The sequence below is a fragment of the Maricaulis sp. genome (assembly GCF_030149425.1).
GTDB lineage: Bacteria > Pseudomonadota > Alphaproteobacteria > Caulobacterales > Maricaulaceae > Maricaulis.
This window is the reverse complement of record NZ_JASBRQ010000042.1, coordinates 16,316-34,961: the sequence shown is the minus strand read 5'-3', so window position 1 is coordinate 34,961 and position 18,646 is coordinate 16,316. Positions and strand designations below refer to the sequence as shown.

General features: G+C 64.1%; 19 protein-coding genes and 2 tRNA genes. 13 read left to right on the top strand and 8 right to left on the bottom strand.

Translation table 11 applies throughout. The annotated features are described in order from the left end of the window. Nucleotides 1–70: 70 nt before the first annotated feature. The gene (locus Q1V57_RS06575) at nucleotides 71–1,501 is read right to left on the bottom strand and encodes a methylmalonyl-CoA mutase family protein (protein WP_300528852.1); all 1,431 of its coding nucleotides are present in this window, start codon (nucleotides 1,499–1,501) and stop codon (nucleotides 71–73) included. A gap of 159 nt (nucleotides 1,502–1,660) precedes the next feature. On the opposite strand from Q1V57_RS06575, the gene Q1V57_RS06570 reads away from it, so the two are divergent. Then, the gene (locus Q1V57_RS06570; RefSeq protein ID WP_300528851.1) at nucleotides 1,661–2,383 is read left to right on the top strand and encodes a DUF2793 domain-containing protein; all 723 of its coding nucleotides are present in this window, start codon (nucleotides 1,661–1,663) and stop codon (nucleotides 2,381–2,383) included. Nucleotides 2,384–2,386: 3 nt separating this feature from the next. Here the strand turns inward: Q1V57_RS06570 and pip are convergent, their stop codons facing one another. From pip to Q1V57_RS06550, 4 genes are all read right to left on the bottom strand, one after another. Beyond that, nucleotides 2,387–3,409, bottom strand: coding sequence for a prolyl aminopeptidase (gene pip / locus Q1V57_RS06565; protein ID WP_300528850.1), 1,023 nt, complete (start codon nucleotides 3,407–3,409; stop codon nucleotides 2,387–2,389). Between the two features lie 95 nt (nucleotides 3,410–3,504). Next, on the bottom strand, nucleotides 3,505–5,754 hold the full coding sequence (locus Q1V57_RS06560) for an ATP-binding protein (protein ID WP_300528849.1): 2,250 nt from the start codon (nucleotides 5,752–5,754) through the stop codon (nucleotides 3,505–3,507). A 128-nt stretch (nucleotides 5,755–5,882) separates the two neighbouring features. Beyond that, the gene (locus Q1V57_RS06555) at nucleotides 5,883–6,320 is read right to left on the bottom strand and encodes a hypothetical protein (protein WP_300528848.1); all 438 of its coding nucleotides are present in this window, start codon (nucleotides 6,318–6,320) and stop codon (nucleotides 5,883–5,885) included. Between the two features lie 189 nt (nucleotides 6,321–6,509). Next, nucleotides 6,510–6,584 (bottom strand) — tRNA-Thr (locus Q1V57_RS06550). 105 nt (nucleotides 6,585–6,689) lie between these two features. On the opposite strand from Q1V57_RS06550, the gene Q1V57_RS06545 reads away from it, so the two are divergent. The 10 genes from Q1V57_RS06545 (at nucleotide 6,690) to Q1V57_RS06500 (ending at nucleotide 12,006) form a co-directional block, all read left to right on the top strand. Further along, nucleotides 6,690–6,878 (top strand): hypothetical protein, encoded by a 189-nt coding sequence (locus tag Q1V57_RS06545; protein WP_300528845.1) that lies wholly within the window; start codon nucleotides 6,690–6,692, stop codon nucleotides 6,876–6,878. 54 nt (nucleotides 6,879–6,932) lie between these two features. Further along, a complete protein-coding gene (gene murA / locus Q1V57_RS06540; protein WP_300528843.1) occupies nucleotides 6,933–8,198 on the top strand; it encodes a UDP-N-acetylglucosamine 1-carboxyvinyltransferase in 1,266 nt (421 codons plus the stop codon). Nucleotides 8,199–8,224: 26 nt separating this feature from the next. Further along, nucleotides 8,225–8,680, top strand: a complete 456-nt coding sequence (locus Q1V57_RS06535) for a DUF2948 family protein (RefSeq protein WP_300528840.1) — start codon at nucleotides 8,225–8,227, stop codon at nucleotides 8,678–8,680. Between the two features lie 5 nt (nucleotides 8,681–8,685). Then, a complete protein-coding gene (locus Q1V57_RS06530; protein ID WP_300528838.1) occupies nucleotides 8,686–9,165 on the top strand; it encodes a UPF0262 family protein in 480 nt (159 codons plus the stop codon). Further along, nucleotides 9,162–9,584, top strand: coding sequence for a low molecular weight phosphatase family protein (locus Q1V57_RS06525; RefSeq protein ID WP_300528835.1), 423 nt, complete (start codon nucleotides 9,162–9,164; stop codon nucleotides 9,582–9,584). The genes Q1V57_RS06530 and Q1V57_RS06525 overlap by 4 nt, the downstream gene beginning before the upstream one ends. A 107-nt stretch (nucleotides 9,585–9,691) precedes the next feature. Beyond that, on the top strand, nucleotides 9,692–9,910 hold the full coding sequence (infA, locus tag Q1V57_RS06520) for a translation initiation factor IF-1 (protein WP_019961978.1): 219 nt from the start codon (nucleotides 9,692–9,694) through the stop codon (nucleotides 9,908–9,910). Between the two features lie 23 nt (nucleotides 9,911–9,933). Beyond that, nucleotides 9,934–10,560: a Maf family nucleotide pyrophosphatase gene (locus Q1V57_RS06515; protein WP_366145097.1), complete on the top strand. Its 627-nt coding sequence runs from the start codon at nucleotides 9,934–9,936 to the stop codon at nucleotides 10,558–10,560. Next, nucleotides 10,557–11,630, top strand: a complete 1,074-nt coding sequence (locus Q1V57_RS06510) for a ribonuclease E/G (RefSeq protein WP_300528822.1) — start codon at nucleotides 10,557–10,559, stop codon at nucleotides 11,628–11,630. The genes Q1V57_RS06515 and Q1V57_RS06510 overlap by 4 nt, the downstream gene beginning before the upstream one ends. A 9-nt stretch (nucleotides 11,631–11,639) precedes the next feature. Further along, a complete protein-coding gene (gene yacG, locus Q1V57_RS06505; RefSeq protein WP_300528821.1) occupies nucleotides 11,640–11,819 on the top strand; it encodes a DNA gyrase inhibitor YacG in 180 nt (59 codons plus the stop codon). Nucleotides 11,820–11,930: 111 nt separating this feature from the next. Continuing rightward, nucleotides 11,931–12,006: transfer RNA gene (locus Q1V57_RS06500), tRNA-Phe, on the top strand. A 123-nt stretch (nucleotides 12,007–12,129) separates the two neighbouring features. Here Q1V57_RS06500 and Q1V57_RS06495 read toward each other — a convergent pair. The 3 genes from Q1V57_RS06495 to Q1V57_RS06485 form a co-directional block, all read right to left on the bottom strand. Then, nucleotides 12,130–12,744: a hypothetical protein gene (locus Q1V57_RS06495; RefSeq protein ID WP_300528819.1), complete on the bottom strand. Its 615-nt coding sequence runs from the start codon at nucleotides 12,742–12,744 to the stop codon at nucleotides 12,130–12,132. An 852-nt stretch (nucleotides 12,745–13,596) separates the two neighbouring features. Then, on the bottom strand, nucleotides 13,597–14,253 hold the full coding sequence (locus Q1V57_RS06490; RefSeq protein WP_300528816.1) for a hypothetical protein: 657 nt from the start codon (nucleotides 14,251–14,253) through the stop codon (nucleotides 13,597–13,599). A gap of 290 nt (nucleotides 14,254–14,543) precedes the next feature. Further along, nucleotides 14,544–16,460 carry a S8 family serine peptidase gene (locus tag Q1V57_RS06485; protein ID WP_300528813.1) on the bottom strand — a complete coding sequence of 639 codons (1,917 nt, stop codon included), beginning with the start codon at nucleotides 16,458–16,460 and terminating at the stop codon, nucleotides 14,544–14,546. Between the two features lie 129 nt (nucleotides 16,461–16,589). On the opposite strand from Q1V57_RS06485, the gene Q1V57_RS06480 reads away from it, so the two are divergent. Both Q1V57_RS06480 and Q1V57_RS06475 read left to right on the top strand, forming a co-directional pair. Then, nucleotides 16,590–17,285, top strand: a complete 696-nt coding sequence (locus Q1V57_RS06480) for a response regulator (RefSeq protein ID WP_300528811.1) — start codon at nucleotides 16,590–16,592, stop codon at nucleotides 17,283–17,285. Beyond that, nucleotides 17,282–18,640 carry an ATP-binding protein gene (locus tag Q1V57_RS06475; RefSeq protein ID WP_300528809.1) on the top strand — a complete coding sequence of 453 codons (1,359 nt, stop codon included), beginning with the start codon at nucleotides 17,282–17,284 and terminating at the stop codon, nucleotides 18,638–18,640. Before Q1V57_RS06480 ends, Q1V57_RS06475 begins: the two co-directional genes overlap by 4 nt. The last annotated feature ends 6 nt before the right edge of the window (nucleotides 18,641–18,646 follow it).

Here is an 18,646-nt window from a genome sequence, read left to right as displayed (position 1 = left end):
TTGCCACCGCCGCCATTGCTATTGTCGTTCGGGCCAAGTTCGATCTGGGTGAAGTCGGGGGTCATGCTCATTACTCCGCTCCCTCGAACTGTGCGGCCAGGAAGACCGGTTTCAGCGCCGCCTCCGGCTCATCGACATGCGGCCAGGATCCGGTCGTCTCCACCGCGCGCGGATCCGGGTCCGGGTATTGGGTGACGCCGAGAATGATTTCCTCACCCTCCGCGATGCGCTTGAGTTTGGCCTCGCGGGCCTTGGCGATCTCGCCTTGCAGCCAGCCATCGGCAAAGGCCGCGGCCAGGCCACCCCGGCGTTCAATCTCCTGAAACAGGGCCCAGGCCGATTGCGCCAGCTTCTCCGTCAGGGTCTCGTGCAGATAGCTGCCCGCGGCCGGGTCGGTGACCTTGCCGATATGGCTTTCCTCGGCCAGCAGGATGTGAAGATTGCGCGCCACCCGGCGGGCCAATCCCGAGGGCCGGCCAATGGCATCGGTCAGCGGCCGGATGGTGATCGCATCGGCGCCTCCGGACGCGGCCGCGAAGCCGGCGCAGGCATTGCGGATCAGATTGGTCCAGGGATCTTGCGCGGACAGCATGCGGCCCGCAGTAACCGCGTGAATATCGGCCCGCAAGGCCTCCCCGTCGGCACCGAAACGGGACACGATGCGCGCAAAAATCCGACGCGCAGCGCGCAGTTTTGCCATCGTCAGATGAATGTCCGCATCGGCGCTGAGGCGGATTTCAATGGCCCGGGCGGCCGCGCTGGCGTCCATGCCGGTCTCGCCCATCAGCCGCATGTAGGCAGCAATAGAGGCCGCCATGATGGCCAGTTCCTGCGCCTCACTGGCGCCGGCCTCAAAGGCGAGGGCCCCGTCGGCGCGGAAAATCGTCAATTGCGGAAAAGCGGCCTGGGCCAGATCAACCAAGTCCTTGGCCTTGTTGAAGCATTCCGGATCCAGCGTCACGCCCTGACGCGCGGCCCGGCCAATCGGATTGATCCCCAGACCCCCTTTCAGCCCCTCACCATCAATCCGCCGCCTTGCATAAAGCGCCAGCAGGGTATGGGCATGCGTGCCCTGGCCGAGAATGGCGTCGAGATGGACCGGTGCGATCGACAGGTCCACGCCCGTCAGCGCCGCGTCCATATCGTCGATATCAATGGCTTTCAGACTCGTCTGGCCATTGGGATCGAGCCTCAGCTCAAGCTCGGACACCCCGCCCATGAGATCGTCGAGGGCTGCAGCATTGGCCTTGTCCGGTGTCGCCTCAACCAGCGTCTGACGCATACCCCAGGGCAAGAAGAGGTCCTTGTCGCGGGTATCGACTGCACCACTGCTCTCAGGCCGCGTAAACATCGTGCCGCCGCGGGCAATCCCGTCAGCCGTGGTTCGGCCCAGAGTGGCGTCGAAATCGGCGCCGCGCAGGGCCTTTTCCGCCAGGGCGCGCCAATCAGTGTCGGCTTTCGCCGGAAATCCGGCAGCGAGGGCGTGGAGCGTTTGGTTCATGCCCGGGAATCTCCCCTTTGGCCTTTTGCCTGTTTGGGCGGAGAAAATCCGCCTGTCGCCGCGCCGTCAAGGCCGGGCTCTGCGCATGGATAGCGCTTGAGCTTATCCACGTCTGCCCCAAAGCGGTGATGCTGATCCCAGCTTGAATGGAGATGCGTGATGTCCGAGACCTCGTCCCAACTGGATTTGCCGCTGGTCATGCCTGACCAGGCACAAAAGCACGTCACGGTGAATGAAGCGCTTTTGCGCCTCGATGCCCTGGTGCAGCTGAGTGTGGAGAGCCGGTCGCTCAGTGCCCAGCCCGCAGCACCGGCCCAGGGCGGGCGCTGGATATTGCCGGCCAATGCGAGCGGTGATGACTGGGCTTACATGACGCCGGGCGATATCGCCATTTACCGCGATGGGTATTGGTCAAGCGCGAGTCCGAAAGCGGGCTGGCAAGCCTATGTCCGCGATGAGGGCGCGCCGGTGATCTATAAGTCCGGGACGTGGCAGGCCGGGGCACCGGCAGCGGTTCTGGCTGCCGACCCGCAGGGCGCCCAAACCCGCGCTGTCGTCATCACCGAAGAGCTGGCGGCACTGTCGGGCGCGAGCGTGAGTTCCAGCGCGATGATCCCTGACCGGGCGATCCTGCTCGGCGTTTCCGTGCGCACGACCGCAGCGATTTCCGGGGCGTCGAGCTTTGACTGCGGTATCGCAGGCGAACCGTCCAAGTTCGGCGGCGCGCTGGGGGTTGCGGAAGGCGCCAGCAATATCGGCGTCATCGGCCCGCAGGCCTTCTATGCCGACACGGCGATCATGCTCAGCGCCAATGGCGGCGATTTTGCCGGCGGCAATGTGGCGCTTGCCATTCATGCCCTGCTGCCGGTCGCGCCGGACTAGGCCTCAGCCGAGACGTTTGTCGAGGCGCTCCATAATCCCGTTAAGCGCGAGTTGGCTGGCATCGGTCATGCCGTGGCCATTCAAGGCGACAAGCTGGAAGTCGGCGTGCGGGCAGGCCGCAGCCAGGCGGAAGGCCGAACGGGGCGGGCAGACCATGTCGTAGCGGCTGTGCAGGATCGCCATCGGGATATCCGCGAGCGTGTCCGCCTCACGGATCAGCTGATCGGGCTTAAGGAAGCATTTATGCTTGAAGTAATGCGCCTCGATCAGCGAATGCGCGGCGACATACTCCCAGCCTCGCACGGCGAAACCGTCCCGGGCTTCGCGGGCTGTGACGTCCAGATAGGACAGGCGCTCTTCAAACTCGGTCCAGCGATACAGCGCCGACTGGCGCAGGGTTTCAATCGACACAGCCGGGTCGGCCAGCTGTTTGAGGATAGCGTAGTCGTCGGCCTGTTCGGCCCGCATCGCATCCAGGTACCAGTCCAGCACCCGCGCCGCCGATGACCGCGCGTCTTGTGGCACCGGGGCGATGAAATCGGCCCAGGCATCGGGGAAAAAGCGCGGAGCTCCGGCGCTATCATGCCACCAGGCCAATTCTTCATCCGTGCCCAGGAAAACCGCCTCGACCACCAGGCCCGAGACCGAATTGGGATAAGCCTGGGCATAAGCCAGAGCCAGGGTCGACCCCCAGGAGGGGCCAAAAGCAATCCAGCGCTCAATTCCCAGTTCCTGCCGCAGGACCTCGATATCCTCGATGAGCGAGGAGGTCGTATTGCCCGCCAGCTGCAGGTGCGGTGTCGAGCGTCCGGCACCGCGCTGGTCCATCAAGGTGATGCAATAGCGCTCCGGGTCGAAGAGCTGGCGGTATTTTGCTGAACAGCCGGACCCCGGACCGCCATGCAGGATAATAATCGGCGTGCCCTCGGGCCGGCCGACCTGTTCCCAGTAGAGCTCATGCCCATCGCTGACCGGCAGCCGGCCGGTCCGGAAGGGCTCCAACGGGGGGAAGAAGGGTGAGGGCATGACTGGTCCCGGTTTCCTCGCAAGCTTGGCCTGAGACTATCAGCGCGGCTGGAGGAGGATAGCGCCGGTAACAGGGCTCAGCGCGAACCGGTCGTTCAAGCCTGTTCAGCGACGAAGCGCTGCAGGGTATCTCCCAGTACGTTTGGGTCTATCGGCTTGGTGAGGACTTCGTCGAAACCGAGGGCAAAGCAACGCTCACGGGTTTCCGGGAAGGCGTCGGCGGTGCAGGCGATAATAGATGTGCGGTTGCGCTCGGCGCTGGTCTCAAAAGCGCGGATCTGAACCAGCGCATCTTCGCCATTCATCACCGGCATGTGCAAATCCATCAGGATTGCATCGACGGCGCCCTGCTTGATGCGGTGCAGGGCCTCTGCTCCGTCATGGGCAAACTCGAAGGTCCAGTTCTCTTCTTCCAGCATGGCCTTGATGGCCTCGCGGTTAAGCGCATTGTCTTCGACCACGAGCACGTGCCCGGCTTGTCCGGCTGAGGGGCGTTCAACGGGCGGGGGCGTGGCGATAACGGGCGCTGATGCATCCGCTTCAAGCTCCAGTTCGACGGTAAAAGTCGATCCGGCGCCGGGCGTGGAGGTGACGCGGATTTCGCCCTGCATTGCCTCGACCAGGCCCTGCACAATCGCCAAACCCAGCCCGGAGCCGCCGAACTGCCGGGTTGTTGTCTCATCGGCCTGGGTAAAGCGCTCGAACATGCGGGCAAGATCGGGCTCTTCAATGCCAATCCCCGTATCGACGACGCTGAGCTCGAGCCGGTGGCGGTCCGGACCGCTAGGCCTGGCGCGAATACTCAACCCGATATGTCCGCTCTCTGTGAATTTCACCGCATTGGAGACGAGGTTGTTGAGGATCTGCATGAGACGGACCGGGTCGCCCCAATAGCTCGGCGCCAGCCCGTCGGTGTCCAGCGGCTGAACCGCGACGCCCTTGTAGTCGGCCTTGATGGCATGCATCTCCAGGGCCCTCTGGCCGAGCGCGCGCAGATCGACCGGCGCGCGTTCGAGGACCAGCTGATCGGCCTCGATGCGGGAGAAGTCGAGAATATCATTGAGCAGGCTCATCAGCGTGTCGCCACTATCGCGAACCAGGCCGAGCATATTGGCCTGGCGGTCGTCCAGATCGGTGCGGGAGAGCATGGCGATCATGCCGAGAATGCCGTTCATCGGCGTGCGGATTTCATGGCTCATATTGGCCAGGAAGCGCGACTTGGCCTGGCTTGCCGCTTCCGCTGCATTACGGTGCCGGGTCAGTTCAGCCTCGCGCAGTTTTTCGCGGGTGATGTCCTGCACGACAGACAGGACGAGGCCCTCACCGGTCTCATCCTTCACCGCGACGCCCTGAACGCGGACCGGGTAGCAGCTTCCATCCTTGCGCCGGTATTCAATCTCCTCCGGTCCGAAGCCACCTGTGCGTTTCAACGCGTCGATAATGGCGCTGCGCTGGGAGTAGTATTCTTCCGGCATCAGCTTCGAGACCGGAAGCGCCTTGAGCTCCTCGATCGTGTAGCCGGACGGTTCGGTCAGCGCGGCATTTCCCTCCAGAAGCGCGTCATCGCGGATCCGGTTGATGGCCAGACCGACCGGCGCCAGCTGGAAGACTGAGCGCAGCATTGCGCGGCTCAGTTCAGCAGCCCGCTTGGCACTGGCCTGGGCGTTTTCCCGCATGGTCTGGTCAAAGGCCTGCAGCAGGACAAGCACCGCCGCGCCCATGCCGAGTGCCACGGCGGTGCGCGAAATCAGCACAGACAGTCCGGTGATGGCTTCGAAGCTGGCGGTGTTGAGCACATTGGCCGGGAAGAACTCGGCCGGTGAGGTGAAAAGCTGCAATACGGCATAAGTGGCGAAAACGGCCGCCCCGGCGCGGGCGGCCCAGCGTCCGCGCGTGGTGGTGGTTTGTACCGCCTTGCCCGTGAGCAGGACATAGGCACATCCCGCAGAGACCGGGACCGCAAAGCCCCACCGGGTCAGGGCCTCCAAGCCGCCATCGCTATGCGGCAGGAGCGCGGCGAAAGCCCACACTGCTGTCAGTCCGCCCAGGGCCAGCAGGCAATGACGAATGCTGAGATCGAGGCTGTTGAGGACAAAATACCCTAAGGCGATAAAGGACAGCGCAGCGGTGCCCATCAGCACTTCAAGGGATAGCGATGTGCCGACGGCAAGATTGGACAGGACCATCCACTCGAACACGCCGTGAATCAGTCCGAAGACGCCGAGCGCAAGGAAGCGGCTGCGCACCTGGGAGTGCGGGAAGGCCATGGCGCGCACGGTGACGGCCAGTCCGAAGGCGAAAAAGCCAAGCCCGTAAAAGGCATATGTAACCCAGATATCAGCCAAGCGATGGCGTCCCCGGAAACAGCCCGCGCGTCAGTCCTCAGCATGGGCTGGAGATTGGAGTTGGTTGCAAAACCATACTCTAAACCCGGAGCTTGACCAGCTAGTTTTTGGTTTGGCGGCGAGCGCGTCTAGTCCAGCGCGATATCGCGGCTCGCCCGGGCGAGACTGGAATAGGGGCGGCCGTGTCGATCTGAAACCGGCGCGGTGACGCCGCCGCCATAGCGGGCCTGGCTGGTCCACTGGCAGGACGCGGTATCTGGCGCCGATATCGCTGCAACTTCATGCACCAGCACCCCCGGCCCATCGGCGATCGGGCTATAGACCGGTTTGACCGGGCGCCGGGCGAGGCCGGCCTCTGCGGCGCTGCGCGCCTCGTCGATATCCAGCGGACAGCGGGCGAGGGCGTCATAATCCTCGGTCATGTTGATAATGGTGTAGACCAGTTCCGCTGATTGCTCCGGACCGGTCTGGGCCCATGGCAGATAAGGCGCTGCCTTCGCTGCCCCGAGCCCAAGCCCGGCAGCCACAATCAGCGCACCAAGCGCGCGAACGCCATCGCCTGCCATTATGAAAATCCCCCCGGATCCCTGTCTGGTGAGGAGAGTAGAGAAGTGGAGCTTTGACGTCTAGCAGGCGGGGATGCTGACCTTTGGCCCATACTGAAATTTGAACGGGCTCATTGGGACTACAAACGTGACCATCATGGGTGAAGCCGGCCCGAGAGCAGGTGTGCACAGCAATGACGGGAAGAGAAATGGTGCCGCGAGAGAGAATTGAACTCTCGGCCTCACCCTTACCAAGGGTGCGCTCTACCACTGAGCTACCGCGGCGCCGGTTCGCGTGATCGCGAAATCAGGACCGGGCGTATAACCCAAGCTCGCGGCGCCGCCAAGAGCGTCTTGACGTGAAGAGCTGCGTTCGACATGACCAATTACATGACAGATGCATCTGACACCCCTCCGGCAGACCGCCGCAAGCCTGCAAAACAAGAGCGTTTGAGCAAGGAAGAGCGCCTGGCTGAAGCCCTGCGCGCCAATCTGCGCCGCCGCAAGGCGCCGCGCCGTGACGAAAATGCGGCAGATGCTGCGGATGACGGCTCGGAAAATTCCCCAGAGCAGTCATAATCCCGCCCGCTTCGCGCCGCCTCATACGCGCCGCATCTGTATTGGGGAGTTTTCATGGATCGGATCGTCATTGAGGGCGGGGCCCGCCTGCACGGTGAAATCGGCATTAGCGGCGCCAAGAACTCGGCGCTGAAATTGATGGCGGCGGCCCTGCTGACCGACGAGAAAGTGGCGCTGACATCGATGCCGCGTCTCGCCGACAGCCGCTTCATGGCGCATCTCCTGGCACGCCTTGGCGTGGCGGTTGAAGAGGGGCCGGGCTCACAGATGCAGCTGCATGCCGCGGCGATTACCGATACCTACGCACCCTATGACCTGGTGCGCAAAATGCGCGCGACCTTCAACGTGCTCGGTCCGCTGGTCGCCCGCGAAGGCCGGGCCAAAGTCTCGCTCCCCGGCGGCTGCGCGATCGGGGCCCGCCCGGTGGATCTTCACCTCAAGGCGCTCGAGGCGCTGGGGGCGCAGATTGAACTGTCAGAGGGCTATGTCGAAGCCACCGCGCCCAAGGGCGGCCTGGTCGGCGGCGAGATCGAGCTGCCCTTTGCCTCGGTCGGTGCCACTGAACACGCCATGCTGGCCGCCTCGCTGGCGCGCGGTGAGAGCGTGATCGACAATGCCGCCCGCGAGCCGGAAATCGCCGACCTGGCCGATTGCCTGACCGCCATGGGCGCTGAAGTGGAAGGCGCCGGCACCAGCACCATCCGGGTGCAGGGCCGGGACCGGCTGAACGGCGTCACCCATCCGGTGGTGGCCGACCGTATCGAAACCGCCACCTATGCCCTGGCCGTGGCGGCGGCCGGCGGCGATGTCGTCCTCAAGGGTGCGCGTTGGGAGCATAACAAAGTGCTCTGGCGGGCGATCAATGATGCCGGCGCAACCGCGGAAGCGGTCGAAGGCGGGGTGCGCGTGGCGCGTAATGGCTCGACCATCCGGGGCGTGGACATTGAAACCCAGCCCTATCCGGGCTTCCCGACCGACGCCCAGGCGCAATTCATGGCCTTCATGGCAACCGCGGAAGGCACTTCGGTGGTGCGCGAAACGATTTTCGAGAACCGTTTCATGCACGCGCCGGAATTGGCGCGGCTGGGCGCGGACATCTCGGTGCACGGCAATGAGGCGATTGTTCGCGGCGTCGACAAGCTGGTCGGCGCTCCGGTAATGGCGACGGATCTGCGCGCATCGGTCAGTCTGGTTATCGCAGGGCTTGCCGCGGAAGGGGAAACCGTGGTCAACCGGGTCTATCATCTCGATCGGGGATTCGAACGCCTGGAAGAAAAGCTCACCAAGTGCGGGGCCAAGATCCAGCGTCTCTCCGACTAGCGGACCGCAAAGAAAGGGGCCAGGTCTTGCCTAAACCGTTTCAGCCGCTGCGCCTGAGCGCGGTCGACCCGGACGACCTTCAGCCCATCAGCGCCGCCCTGCAGGACGCGATCGCGCAGCTGGGCGATTTCGAGTTTTCCCGCCGCAAGCGCGAATTTACCCTGGCACTGAACCGCTATCGCTGGGAGGCGGGCGGACGCAAACAGCGTGTCCGCACCGGGTTGCAATTCGCCCAGGTCAGCGAGGCCCGGTCGCAAAATATCCGCCAGGGCGCGCAAGACGCCGTGGTCAACCTGCTCTCCATCGCCTTTGAAGGCCGCGACGAGCCGGCGGGGGAAATCGTCATGATTTTCTCGGGCGGCGGTGAGTTGCGCTTGCGCGTGGAGTGTATCGATGCGGTTATGGTCGATGTCAGCGAGCCTTGGCCGGCGGCCAGCCGTCCGGCTCATGAAACTGGCCAAGAGCCCGAACAAGAGACCTGAAGGGTATGAGCGAAACCCACCGCATTGTCCGTATCGATCTTGACGCTCCGAGCATGGGGCCGGGCGACGTCAATGCCGATCACGAACGGCGTGTAGCGATCGCCGACCTGCTCGAGGGCAATCGTTTCAAACCGAGTGCGGAAGGCGAGGGGCCGTTTGCCCTGCGTCTGGCCATCGAGGATGATCGCCTGGTCTTCGATGTGCGCCAGGAGGATGACAGCCCGGTGCACGCCTTTGTCTTCGCGCTGGGGCCGCTGCGCCGTATCATCAAGGATTACTTCCTGATCTGCGAAAGCTATTACGAGGCTGTTCGCGACGCCCCGCTAGCCCAGATCGAGGCCATCGATATGGGCCGCCGCGGCGTTCATAATGAGGGCTCCAGCCTGTTGCGCGACCGCCTGTCGGGCAAGATCGAGGTCGATTTCGACACTTCGCGCCGTCTCTTCACCCTGATCTGCGCCCTGCACCGGCGGGCCGCCACGTGAGCGCGCCCTCCGTCCTGTTTGTCTGCGGCCGCAATGCCATCCGCTCGCCCATGGGTGAGGGGTTGTGGCGCCTGGCCCATGGCGATGACGCGTATGCGCGCTCCTGCGGGGTGATCCCGGCGGCCTTTGTCGATGGTTTCACCGTCACGGTGATGCAGGAGGTCGGCATCGATCTGGAAGACTTCTCGCCCATCGCCCTGCGCGGTGTCGGAGACCCGCCGGCCGATGTTGTCATCTCCCTGTCCACGGCGGCCGACCGCACCGCGCGGGAATATGCCCAGGAGACCGGGGCCTTGTTCCAGGCCTGGCCGATCCCCGATCCGAGCGAGACGCCGGGCTCGCGCGAGGACCGGCTGAACGCCTATCGGGACACCCGCGAAGCAATCAAATCGCGCATTGCCAGCTGGAATATGGGCTAATCACACCCATCAACCCTCGACTTTATGGGGGTGAGGGGACTATATACGCCGCGCTGAGCGGCTCTGGCCGACTCACAATCCTGTTTTGCATATGAAAGTGGAGCCGCATGGCGAAAGAAGAGTTATTGGAGTTTCCCGGCGAGGTGACGGAATTGCTTCCGAACGCAACCTTCCGGGTGAAGCTTGAAAACGACCACGAGATCATTGCCCACACGGCGGGCAAGATGCGCAAGAACCGCATCCGCGTTCTGGCGGGTGACAAGGTCCTCGTGGAGATGACGCCGTATGATCTGACCAAGGGCCGGATCACCTATCGCTTCAAGTAAGACGAGCCTGGCGTGATTGCGCGATGTCGGAGGCCCTGATGGCCCATCCCCGCCCACGCCTTGTTCTGGCGAGCGCCTCGCCGCGCCGCCGCGATCTCCTGACCGGCGCCGGACTGGCGCCTGATGCGATCGAACCCACGCATATCGATGAGAGCGAAATCCCTGGCGAATTGCCGGGGCCGCTCGCCCTGCGCCTGGCGCAGGAAAAGGCCGCCGCCCATCCTGGTGGCGATGACGCCTATGTGCTGGCCGCTGATACCGTGGTCGGCGTCGGGCGCCGCATCCTGCCCAAGACGGAAGAACGCGCCGAGGCCGAGCGCTGCCTGCGATTGATGTCGGGGCGCTCGCACCGGGTTCATACCGGTATCGCCCTGAAAGCGCCGGACGGGCAGCTGACCTCTCGCCTGGTGGAAACCCGGGTCAAGTTCAAACCGCTCAGCCAGGCCGAGCTCGAGGCGTATCTCGACAGTCTGGAATGGCAGGGCAAGGCCGGCGGTTACGCCATCCAGGGCCGGGCCGGTTGTTTCATCGTCAATCTGATCGGCTCCTATACCGGCGTCGTCGGCCTGCCCCTGTATGAAACCGTCAACCTGCTCAAGGGCGCCGGCTATCCGGTGCTCACGGCCCAAGCCCTAGCGGAAAGCGCATGAACCGTCTCATCGTCATCGAGGAATGCATTGGCGAGACCCGCGCCGCTGTGGTCGAGAATGGCCGTATCGCCGAGCTGCACATTGATCGCTGGAGCGAGGCGGGCACACGCGCGATTGAAGGCGAGATTTATCGTGGCCGCGTCAAGCGCGTCGAGCCGTCGCTCAATGCCGCCTTTGTCGATATCGGCATTGGCGAGGAAGGCTTTTTGCCCTTCGGCAAGGCCGGCCGCCCCAAGGGCTTTCATGAAGGCCTCGCCATCGGGGTGCGTATTGCCCGCGAAGCCTATGCCGAAAAGGGCGCCAATCTGGCCTTGGTCGAGGTCGAGGAGGGCGAGGCCCCGGAATGCCTTGACCCGGCTCCGATCCTGGCCCAGCGTCTGGTCCGCGCCCATGGGGATGCCGAGGCGGTGTGGGCGGATGAAACCGAGTTCGACCTCGACGCGGCCTTTGACGAGGCGCTCGACACGCGCGTGCCGATCCCCGGCGGCGGCTCGCTCTATATCGAGCAGACCCGCGCCATGACCGTGATCGATGTCGATGCCGATGGCCGCAAGGCGCCCGGCGGGGCACAAAAACTGTCCCAGCAACTCAACCAGTCCGCCGCCAAGGAAGCCGCCCGGCAGATCCGCCTGCGTGGTCTGGGCGGGATTATCGCCATCGATTTCGTGCATATGCGCGCCCAGCCGGAACGCAAAAGCGTGGAGCAGACCCTGCGCGGCACATTCAAGCGCGACCGCGCCAAGGTCGATGTCGCCCCGCTGTCGCAGTTCTGCGTCGGTGAGCTGGCCCGCCAGCGCCGTGGCCGTGCGCTGGGGGAAGTCCTTCTCGATGACAGCGGCGCCCGCTCGGTGGAAACCTGCGCCATTGACGCCCTGCGCCGGCTCGAGCGCGAGGCCAGCCATGATCGCGGCAAGCGGCAGGTGCTGGAGGTGGCCCCGGAGGTCTTTGCCTGGCTTGAGGCCGATACGATCGGCTGGCGCGAGGCGCTGACCGAACGCATCGGGCCGCGCTTTGAGCTGGCCGAACGTGACGGCCTTGCCCGCGATCGCTGCGCCGTCAAACGCGCCTAGGAGTTTTTCATGGCCAAATTCAAATGCCCGATCTGCCGCGCCCCGGCCGATGACGACTTCAAACCCTTTTGCTCCAAGCGCTGCGCCGACCTCGATCTGGGCAAATGGATGAGCGATAGCTATGCCATTCCGGGCGAACCGGCCGATCAGGCCGATGACAATCCCTATGACAAGAGAAACGAGGAATAGGGGTTAACTGCAAAAGCTTACAGCTTGTGCTGTGCAAGCCGTGGACAGAGCCCGATCTGCACCGTATAAACCGCGCTCTCCGATGGCGACCACGGTCGCAGCCGGACCAGTGCCTGGGTAGCTCAGTTGGTAGAGCAGCGGATTGAAAATCCGCGTGTCGGTGGTTCGAATCCGCCCCTAGGCACCATTCCTCCTTCTAGAATTTCCTGCTGTCGTCGCTGCAAAATGCGACCGCTGACCCAGTTTCCCCTAGGGCCAGGCGCAGATCAGTCATGCTGGTCCGGATTTGTGCGGGCCAGCGTGAGGCGCGTTAGTGCTCCACCTCGACCATCGCCTGCCGGCACTGGGCCAGGTTGCTGGCGGTGTCATCCCAGCAATGTTCGAAAATCAAGCTGTAGGCGCTGGCGTTTGCGCGCGAGACCACGCCGATATTGTATATCCGCGTGCAGGCGCCCTCTGGCGGTTGGGCGCAATAGGCGGATTGGTTGATGTCATAAATCGCATCACCGCCGCGGTCCGCGCTGAACCAGCGCAACTCACCGGCGGTCAGGCGCGGATCATCGGCCAGGGCCTCGCTGATCGTGCCTTCCATCATCTCCACCATCCCGCAGTCATAGAGCGCCCCGTCCGGCCCGGCCTCGCAGGCCTCGACAACGGTGCCGGCAACGGCATCACGGCAATAGGTCTGGCCGGCCTCAGCATCATTCCAGCACATGCGGCCGGCAATCTCGGCGGCATTGGCAAACACATAATCGCACGGCCCATCACCGCAGACTTCCCTGCGCGCCTGCGCGATCACTTCCTGCGCAGCCCCGCCCTCCAGCGCCATCAGCCGGCGCGGCTGTACCTCCGTGCTGACCGGGTCTGGCGTCTGAACGAGGACGCTGGCAATAAGGCCGATAGCGGCGAGGGCGGACTGGATCATACGGATTTCCCCGGAACTGGCCGGGCCAGACTATCGTCGGCCGCGGGCAAAGACACGAGAAAAGGCGCAGTTGTGCGACTTGGGTCTCCTGGATGGGGGGGGAGCGCCCCAACGTCCACCGCTTTCCCCGACTTCATGTCGGGGCCCGGCGTTATCCCGGCGTTGATGACTCTTGGCGCTGGCGGCTCCGGGAGTCATCGACGTCTTCGTCTCCCCCAAGCCCCGGAATAAATCCGGGGGAAAATGTGCAGCAACATCAGAACTTAAACCCCTCATCCCGGGCTTGATCCGGGACCCCGGCGCCATCGAGCGCGTCCTCTCGAGGTCCCAAATCAAGTTTGGGATGAGGGGAAAGTTATCCGCGCCCGGTTCAGCCAGGCGATAATCCCCCTCAGCTCCCGGGATGAGAGGCCGTGGCCACGTCATCAGGGCCCGGGCGCCAGCGGAGCCTGTCCGCGGTGGGTGCGGTGACGCGTATTCATCTCCGGCAGGGCGTCGGGAAGGTCCGGGCGGCACTAAGCGACTGTCTTTACCTTCCCGGTTGGATACGGGGCGGAGACGCTCCGGGAAAACTCCGCGTGCGGGATGTCAGATCATGCCACGCACTTAAACACATTGAGATTCCGGCACGGCCGGCATCCCGCACATCCTCTCCTCTCGCGCGGCCGCAAGCCGTGCGGGCGAGAACCCTTGTCTTGATGGATGTGGAAGGGAGACTTTCGATGAAACACCATCGCCGTATCAACCCCACGGCGCGTGAGCCGACCGGGGTGTAATTCCAAACGCTATCCCCCGGTGGCCGCACAGCGGTCATCCGGGGGACCTCGTCACATCCGGTGACAGAATTTCGGCTCAGTACTGCGCATAGGGGTGGTCATAGCGCAGCCATTCATCGCCATCCGGGCCCAGAACGCTGAAACACAACAGGGCGGGGCCGCCATCGCCGCCGTCTTCACCGCAAAAACGCCACTCGACCGACAGGTCGGCGAGGGGGCCGATATAATCGTCCTGCTCCAGCGTGAAGGTGCTGACACCGCCGCCCTGGACCTCGATGGCGCAAACCGTGATCAGACCGGTTGAGCGATAGGCGGCCAGGAGATGACCGCTGTAGCGATCATATTCGTTGAAGACATGCTCGGCGCCGTTCTCACCGCACGGGGCCCGGTTGAACCACCAATAGTCCGGTTCACCCACACCCTTACCCGGCTCAAAGCCGATGGTGTAGAGAAAGGAGCGGGAATAGCCCTCAATGCCGAGCAGCCATTTGTTCCAGCTTGCCGGTTTCATCACCCAGAAACGGTCCGCCCCCTCCGGCCCGTCCGGCGCCTCGGCAATGACCTCGAAGGCGCCATCCGCTCGCAGCTGGACGATATTGCCGTCGCGCAGACCGATACCGCACAGAATGGACGTCCCGTCGAGCGGGGCGATTGCGGCTTGGTATTGATTGCAGGCATGGGCGGCGTCGCCTTGCGCAAGCGCGGCAGCGGCACTGAGAACAAGCTGGTACACGGTTTCACTCCGGATTTGTCAGGCCGGGAAACCTGCACGGATTTGGGTGCAGTTCAAGACTGAAAGTCCAGCGATTACTATGGGTTGCGGGCCGGTTTCTGGAGCCTGGTTCGGGCGAATTCGGGCGGAAATCGTGCGGCGATCCGCGGTGGGATTTGAGGTGCCATGCCCGGTTATCACGGCGGCCGGGATCGGCAGGAAGCGCAAAACAAAACCCCTCATCCCGTGCTGTAGGCGGGATGAGGGGTGAGCTTGGGTTCAGATCAGGCAAGGCCAGATCAGGCCAGGCCCTAGTCGATCATTCCGGCCAGGGTCGCGGCGTGGGAGATGACCGGCAGGGGCTGATCGCCTTCTGCGGTGGCGTTGGCGAGGATCATTTCGCGCACCTCGGCAACGCTGAGCTCGGGTTGCAGGGCCCAGATCATGGCGGCCAGATTGGTCACCTGCGGGGCCGACATGGAGGTGCCGGACAGCGATACGGTGAGGCCGCCCGGAACCCGGCTGGGGATGTTCTGCCCATTGGCGTAGACGTCGATGGAGGCGCCATAGCTGGTGAAATGCGTGTCCCGGAGGGCTTGGTCGACGGCGCCAACGGTGAGCAGATTGGGCAGATTGATGCCGGCGGGCATGGAGCGGACAAACTCGACATCCTCGTTCTCATTGCCGGCACCGGCGACAAACAGCATGTGCGGCTTGGCTGCGAAGGCGTCGCGCAGGGCGTTATTCATGGTGTCGAAAATCGCCACAGCGCGCTCGCGCCGGCGATCCGCGTCCGGCTCGACCGAAGCCAGCGAGGCCTCGATCTGCGGCGTGGTGATACGCCAGCTCATATTGACCACGCGGGCACCGGCGTCGTCGAGATAGTCCACCGAGGCGCGGACATAATCGGTAAATTGCTCGGCCGATGCCTCGTCAAAGGGCGCGGGAACCGTGCCGACGGCCTGGTCGAAGCGGACCGGCAGAAGGCGGACCGCCGGATTGCCGCGCTGTGCGATGTCGGCGGTTGCCGTACCGTGGATATAAAGCCCCATACGCTGCAGGCGCAGCTGGAAGCCCTGGTATTCATCGGCCTCGAGGCTGGCCATGGTGCGGCGGAACAGGGCGGCTTCCTCGCTATCGAGCCCGAGATGCATGTCGCGAGCGCCTTTGACCAGCAGCAGCGCCTGGTCGAGCACGTCGACATCCTCCTGCGGGACCGGGCGCAACACGCCGGTCGAGGGCGTCCAGCCCGGAGCAAAGCCGATACCGTTGACGTCATCGACGAACCCATTGCCATCATCATCACGACCATTGAGGCTTTCGCGCGGATTGACCCAGACGCGATCCCCGAACAGCGACACATCGGTGCCGCTATCCCAGATGCCGACGGTCACCGGGGTCAGTTCACCGGCATCGGAGAGGTCGACCAGGCGCTGGCTCCACAGATCCACGGTCTCGGGCTGTTCCTCGGCGAGGCGTGCACCAATGACGTCGGCAGTGATCGGATTGAGCGGCAGGAATTCGACAAGCTGGCGATTGGCCAGCAGGACGGAAATCATCCCGCGTCCGACCACCAGGCCCTGGGCCTGGGCATTCGGGTCGAGGGCCCCTTCCAGCCCGCCGCGCAGCAGGGCCGGAGTGACGATCTCGGCGGAGTTCTTGGCCCCTCGCAGGGCTGCGCCGGAGACCGAGACATCCATCACGGCCAGCTGCTGCGTCAGCGTGCGGCGGTAGGCTGCCTGAAAGCGGGGATCGCCCGCATCGCCGGTTCCGGTCTCGATCGCGGCGCGGGCGAAGGCGGCTTCCTGATAACTCACGGCGGCCTTTTCCGCGGCGCTGTCTTCAAGCGCGCGCAGGTCTTCAATGGTCGCCAGTGCCCGCTCCCAGTCGCCCCCGGACAGGGCAATGCGCAGCCGGTGGCGCAGCAGGGTGCGCCGCGTTGCGATATCGCTGATCTCACAACCGTCGAGGATGGCGCTGACATCCGCATCGAGCGCCTCGCGCAGGGGGGCGAGCGCCTCCGGGGTCTCCAGGATCAGGACGCTGGGCACGTCGGGCAGGCGGTATTCGCTGCGGGGGATATCGGCCTCGCGCTGGATTTGCGGCCGCGTGTCCTGGCTGGCGGCCAGCGTCGCGGCCGGGGCCAGGCTGGTGAGCATGACGGCGGCACCGACCAAGAGTGTCTTGCGCAGGCGGGACAGGGCCGGACGGGTGGACGGGATTTGCATGTTGATCTCCTCGTGGCGTGATTGCTGAGGATGAAGCTAGGGGCCGGGTTTACCCGCCTTATGTCCGGTTTGTATTGCCCGGAAAAACTCGGACATAATCGGGATACAAAAGTCTGCGAAAGAGCGGAAATGACTGAGACGGCTCACATTCTTATCGTCGATGATGACGCCAGTATCCGCGACGCGGTTAGCGAGTATCTGGGCCATCACGGCTTTGCGACGACCACGGCAGAGAGCGCCGCGCAGATGGATGAATTCCTGCAACAGGGGCACTGCGATCTCCTTGTGCTCGACATCATGATGCCGGGCGAGGACGGGCTGTCCGTCTGCCGGCGTCTCGGCGATGACGGGCCGCCGATTCTGGTGCTGAGCGCGCTTGGCGAGACCACGGACCGCATCGTCGGTCTGGAGATCGGCGCTTCAGATTATCTGGCCAAACCCTTCGAGCCGCGCGAATTGCTGGCCCGGGTGCGCGCCTTGCTGCGGCGGCGCAAGGACACCTCGGTCGAGGCCGGCCGCATTTATCGCTTCGACAATTGGAAGCTGGATTATGAAACCCGCATTCTGACCGGTCCGGACGGTAAGGAGACCGCTCTGACCGCCGGCGATATGTCCATTCTCACGGCTTTCCTGGAACGGCCGGGCCGGATCCTGACGCGTAATCAATTGCTCGACCTGGCACGCGGACGCGACGCCGAAGCCTTCGATCGCGCCATTGATCTGGCGGTGAGCCGGATCCGCGGCAAGCTCAGCCCGGATGGTGATCGCTTGATCGCCACCGTGCGGGGCGAGGGTTATCGCTTCACGGCCAAGGTGCAGGCATGATCAAGCGCCCGACCTCCGCCTTTGTTCAGGCCATGCTGCTGATCGGCCTGACAGCGCTGCTCGTCCAGGCGGCCAATATCATCGCGCTGGTCACAACGCCAACCCCCAGCCTGGCGCAATTGTCTCTGCAACAGGCCTCGGCGATTGTCGCGGACATGACGCTGGCCGAGGCGCTCGACATTCCCGTGTCCGAACAGTCCCAGCCCCCGGCCGGGCGCCGCGATGAAACCCTTGAAGCGATCTGGTCGCAGCGTCTGGACGTCGCGCCGGACAGGGTGCAGATCGTCTTTATCCGCAACACACGCATCGAGCTGGTGCAGCAACATGATGTCCATCACGGCCTGCCCAGGCTGCTCGACTATGAAGGTTTGCCCCAGGCCGCCAATATCGAGCCGGAGATGGTCGTTGCGCTGGAGAACACGCCTCTGCCCTATATGCTGGCGGCCTATCAGCGCGTTGATGGCAGTTGGGTCGTTATTGGGGAGCAGGCGACTTTCTGGTCGGGCTGGCGATTGCGCCTGGTCTTCATTTTCATCGCTACGCTCGTTGTGCTGATGCCCCTGGCCTGGTTCGCAGCCAATCTTACCGCGAGGCCCTTGCGGGAGTTGGCGCGACAGGTGCTAGCCTCCGGCAGTCGTGATCTGTCCGGCTCGTCGGTAGGCGGGACCAAGGAAGTGCAGGCCGTCGCACAGGCGATCGACGATCTGCGCGACCGCTTGGATGCGCAACTGGCCGACCGCGAACGCATCGTGGCCGCCATGGCGCATGATTTACGCACACCACTGACCGGGCTGCGATTGCGCGCGGAACAAGCTCCGCCAGCTGCACGCGACCGCATGGTGGAGGATATCGAGCGCATGGAGGCCATGATCGCCGATGTCATCGATTACAGCCATTCTCGCCAGCAAAGACAGTCAGAGCGTCTGGATATGGCGGAGCTGGCCCGCGCCTGCGCAGAGGAGGCGGCCTTGTCCGGCCCGGCAAGCTTTGACACGGACAGCGCGCCGGTCTGGGTCCAGGGCGATCAGATGAAGCTGCGCCGGGCGATCACCAATCTGATCGGCAATGCACAGAAATACGGCGGCATGGCTGCGGTGACATTACGCGTCGAGGGCGACCGGTTGGCGCTTTGCGTCGATGATGATGGTCCGGGCATTCCCGAGGCCGATTTCGATCGTCTGATGGAGCCGTTCCAGCGCGGCGAGGCCTCCCGCAATCGCTCAACAGGTGGGGCCGGGCTTGGCCTGACGGTGGCGCGCGATGTTGCGCTCTATCATGGCGGGGCGCTGGTCCTGAGCAATCGTCCGGAAGGCGGCTTGCGGGCGATTCTCGACTTGCCGCTCATGCCGGGATGAGGGGCG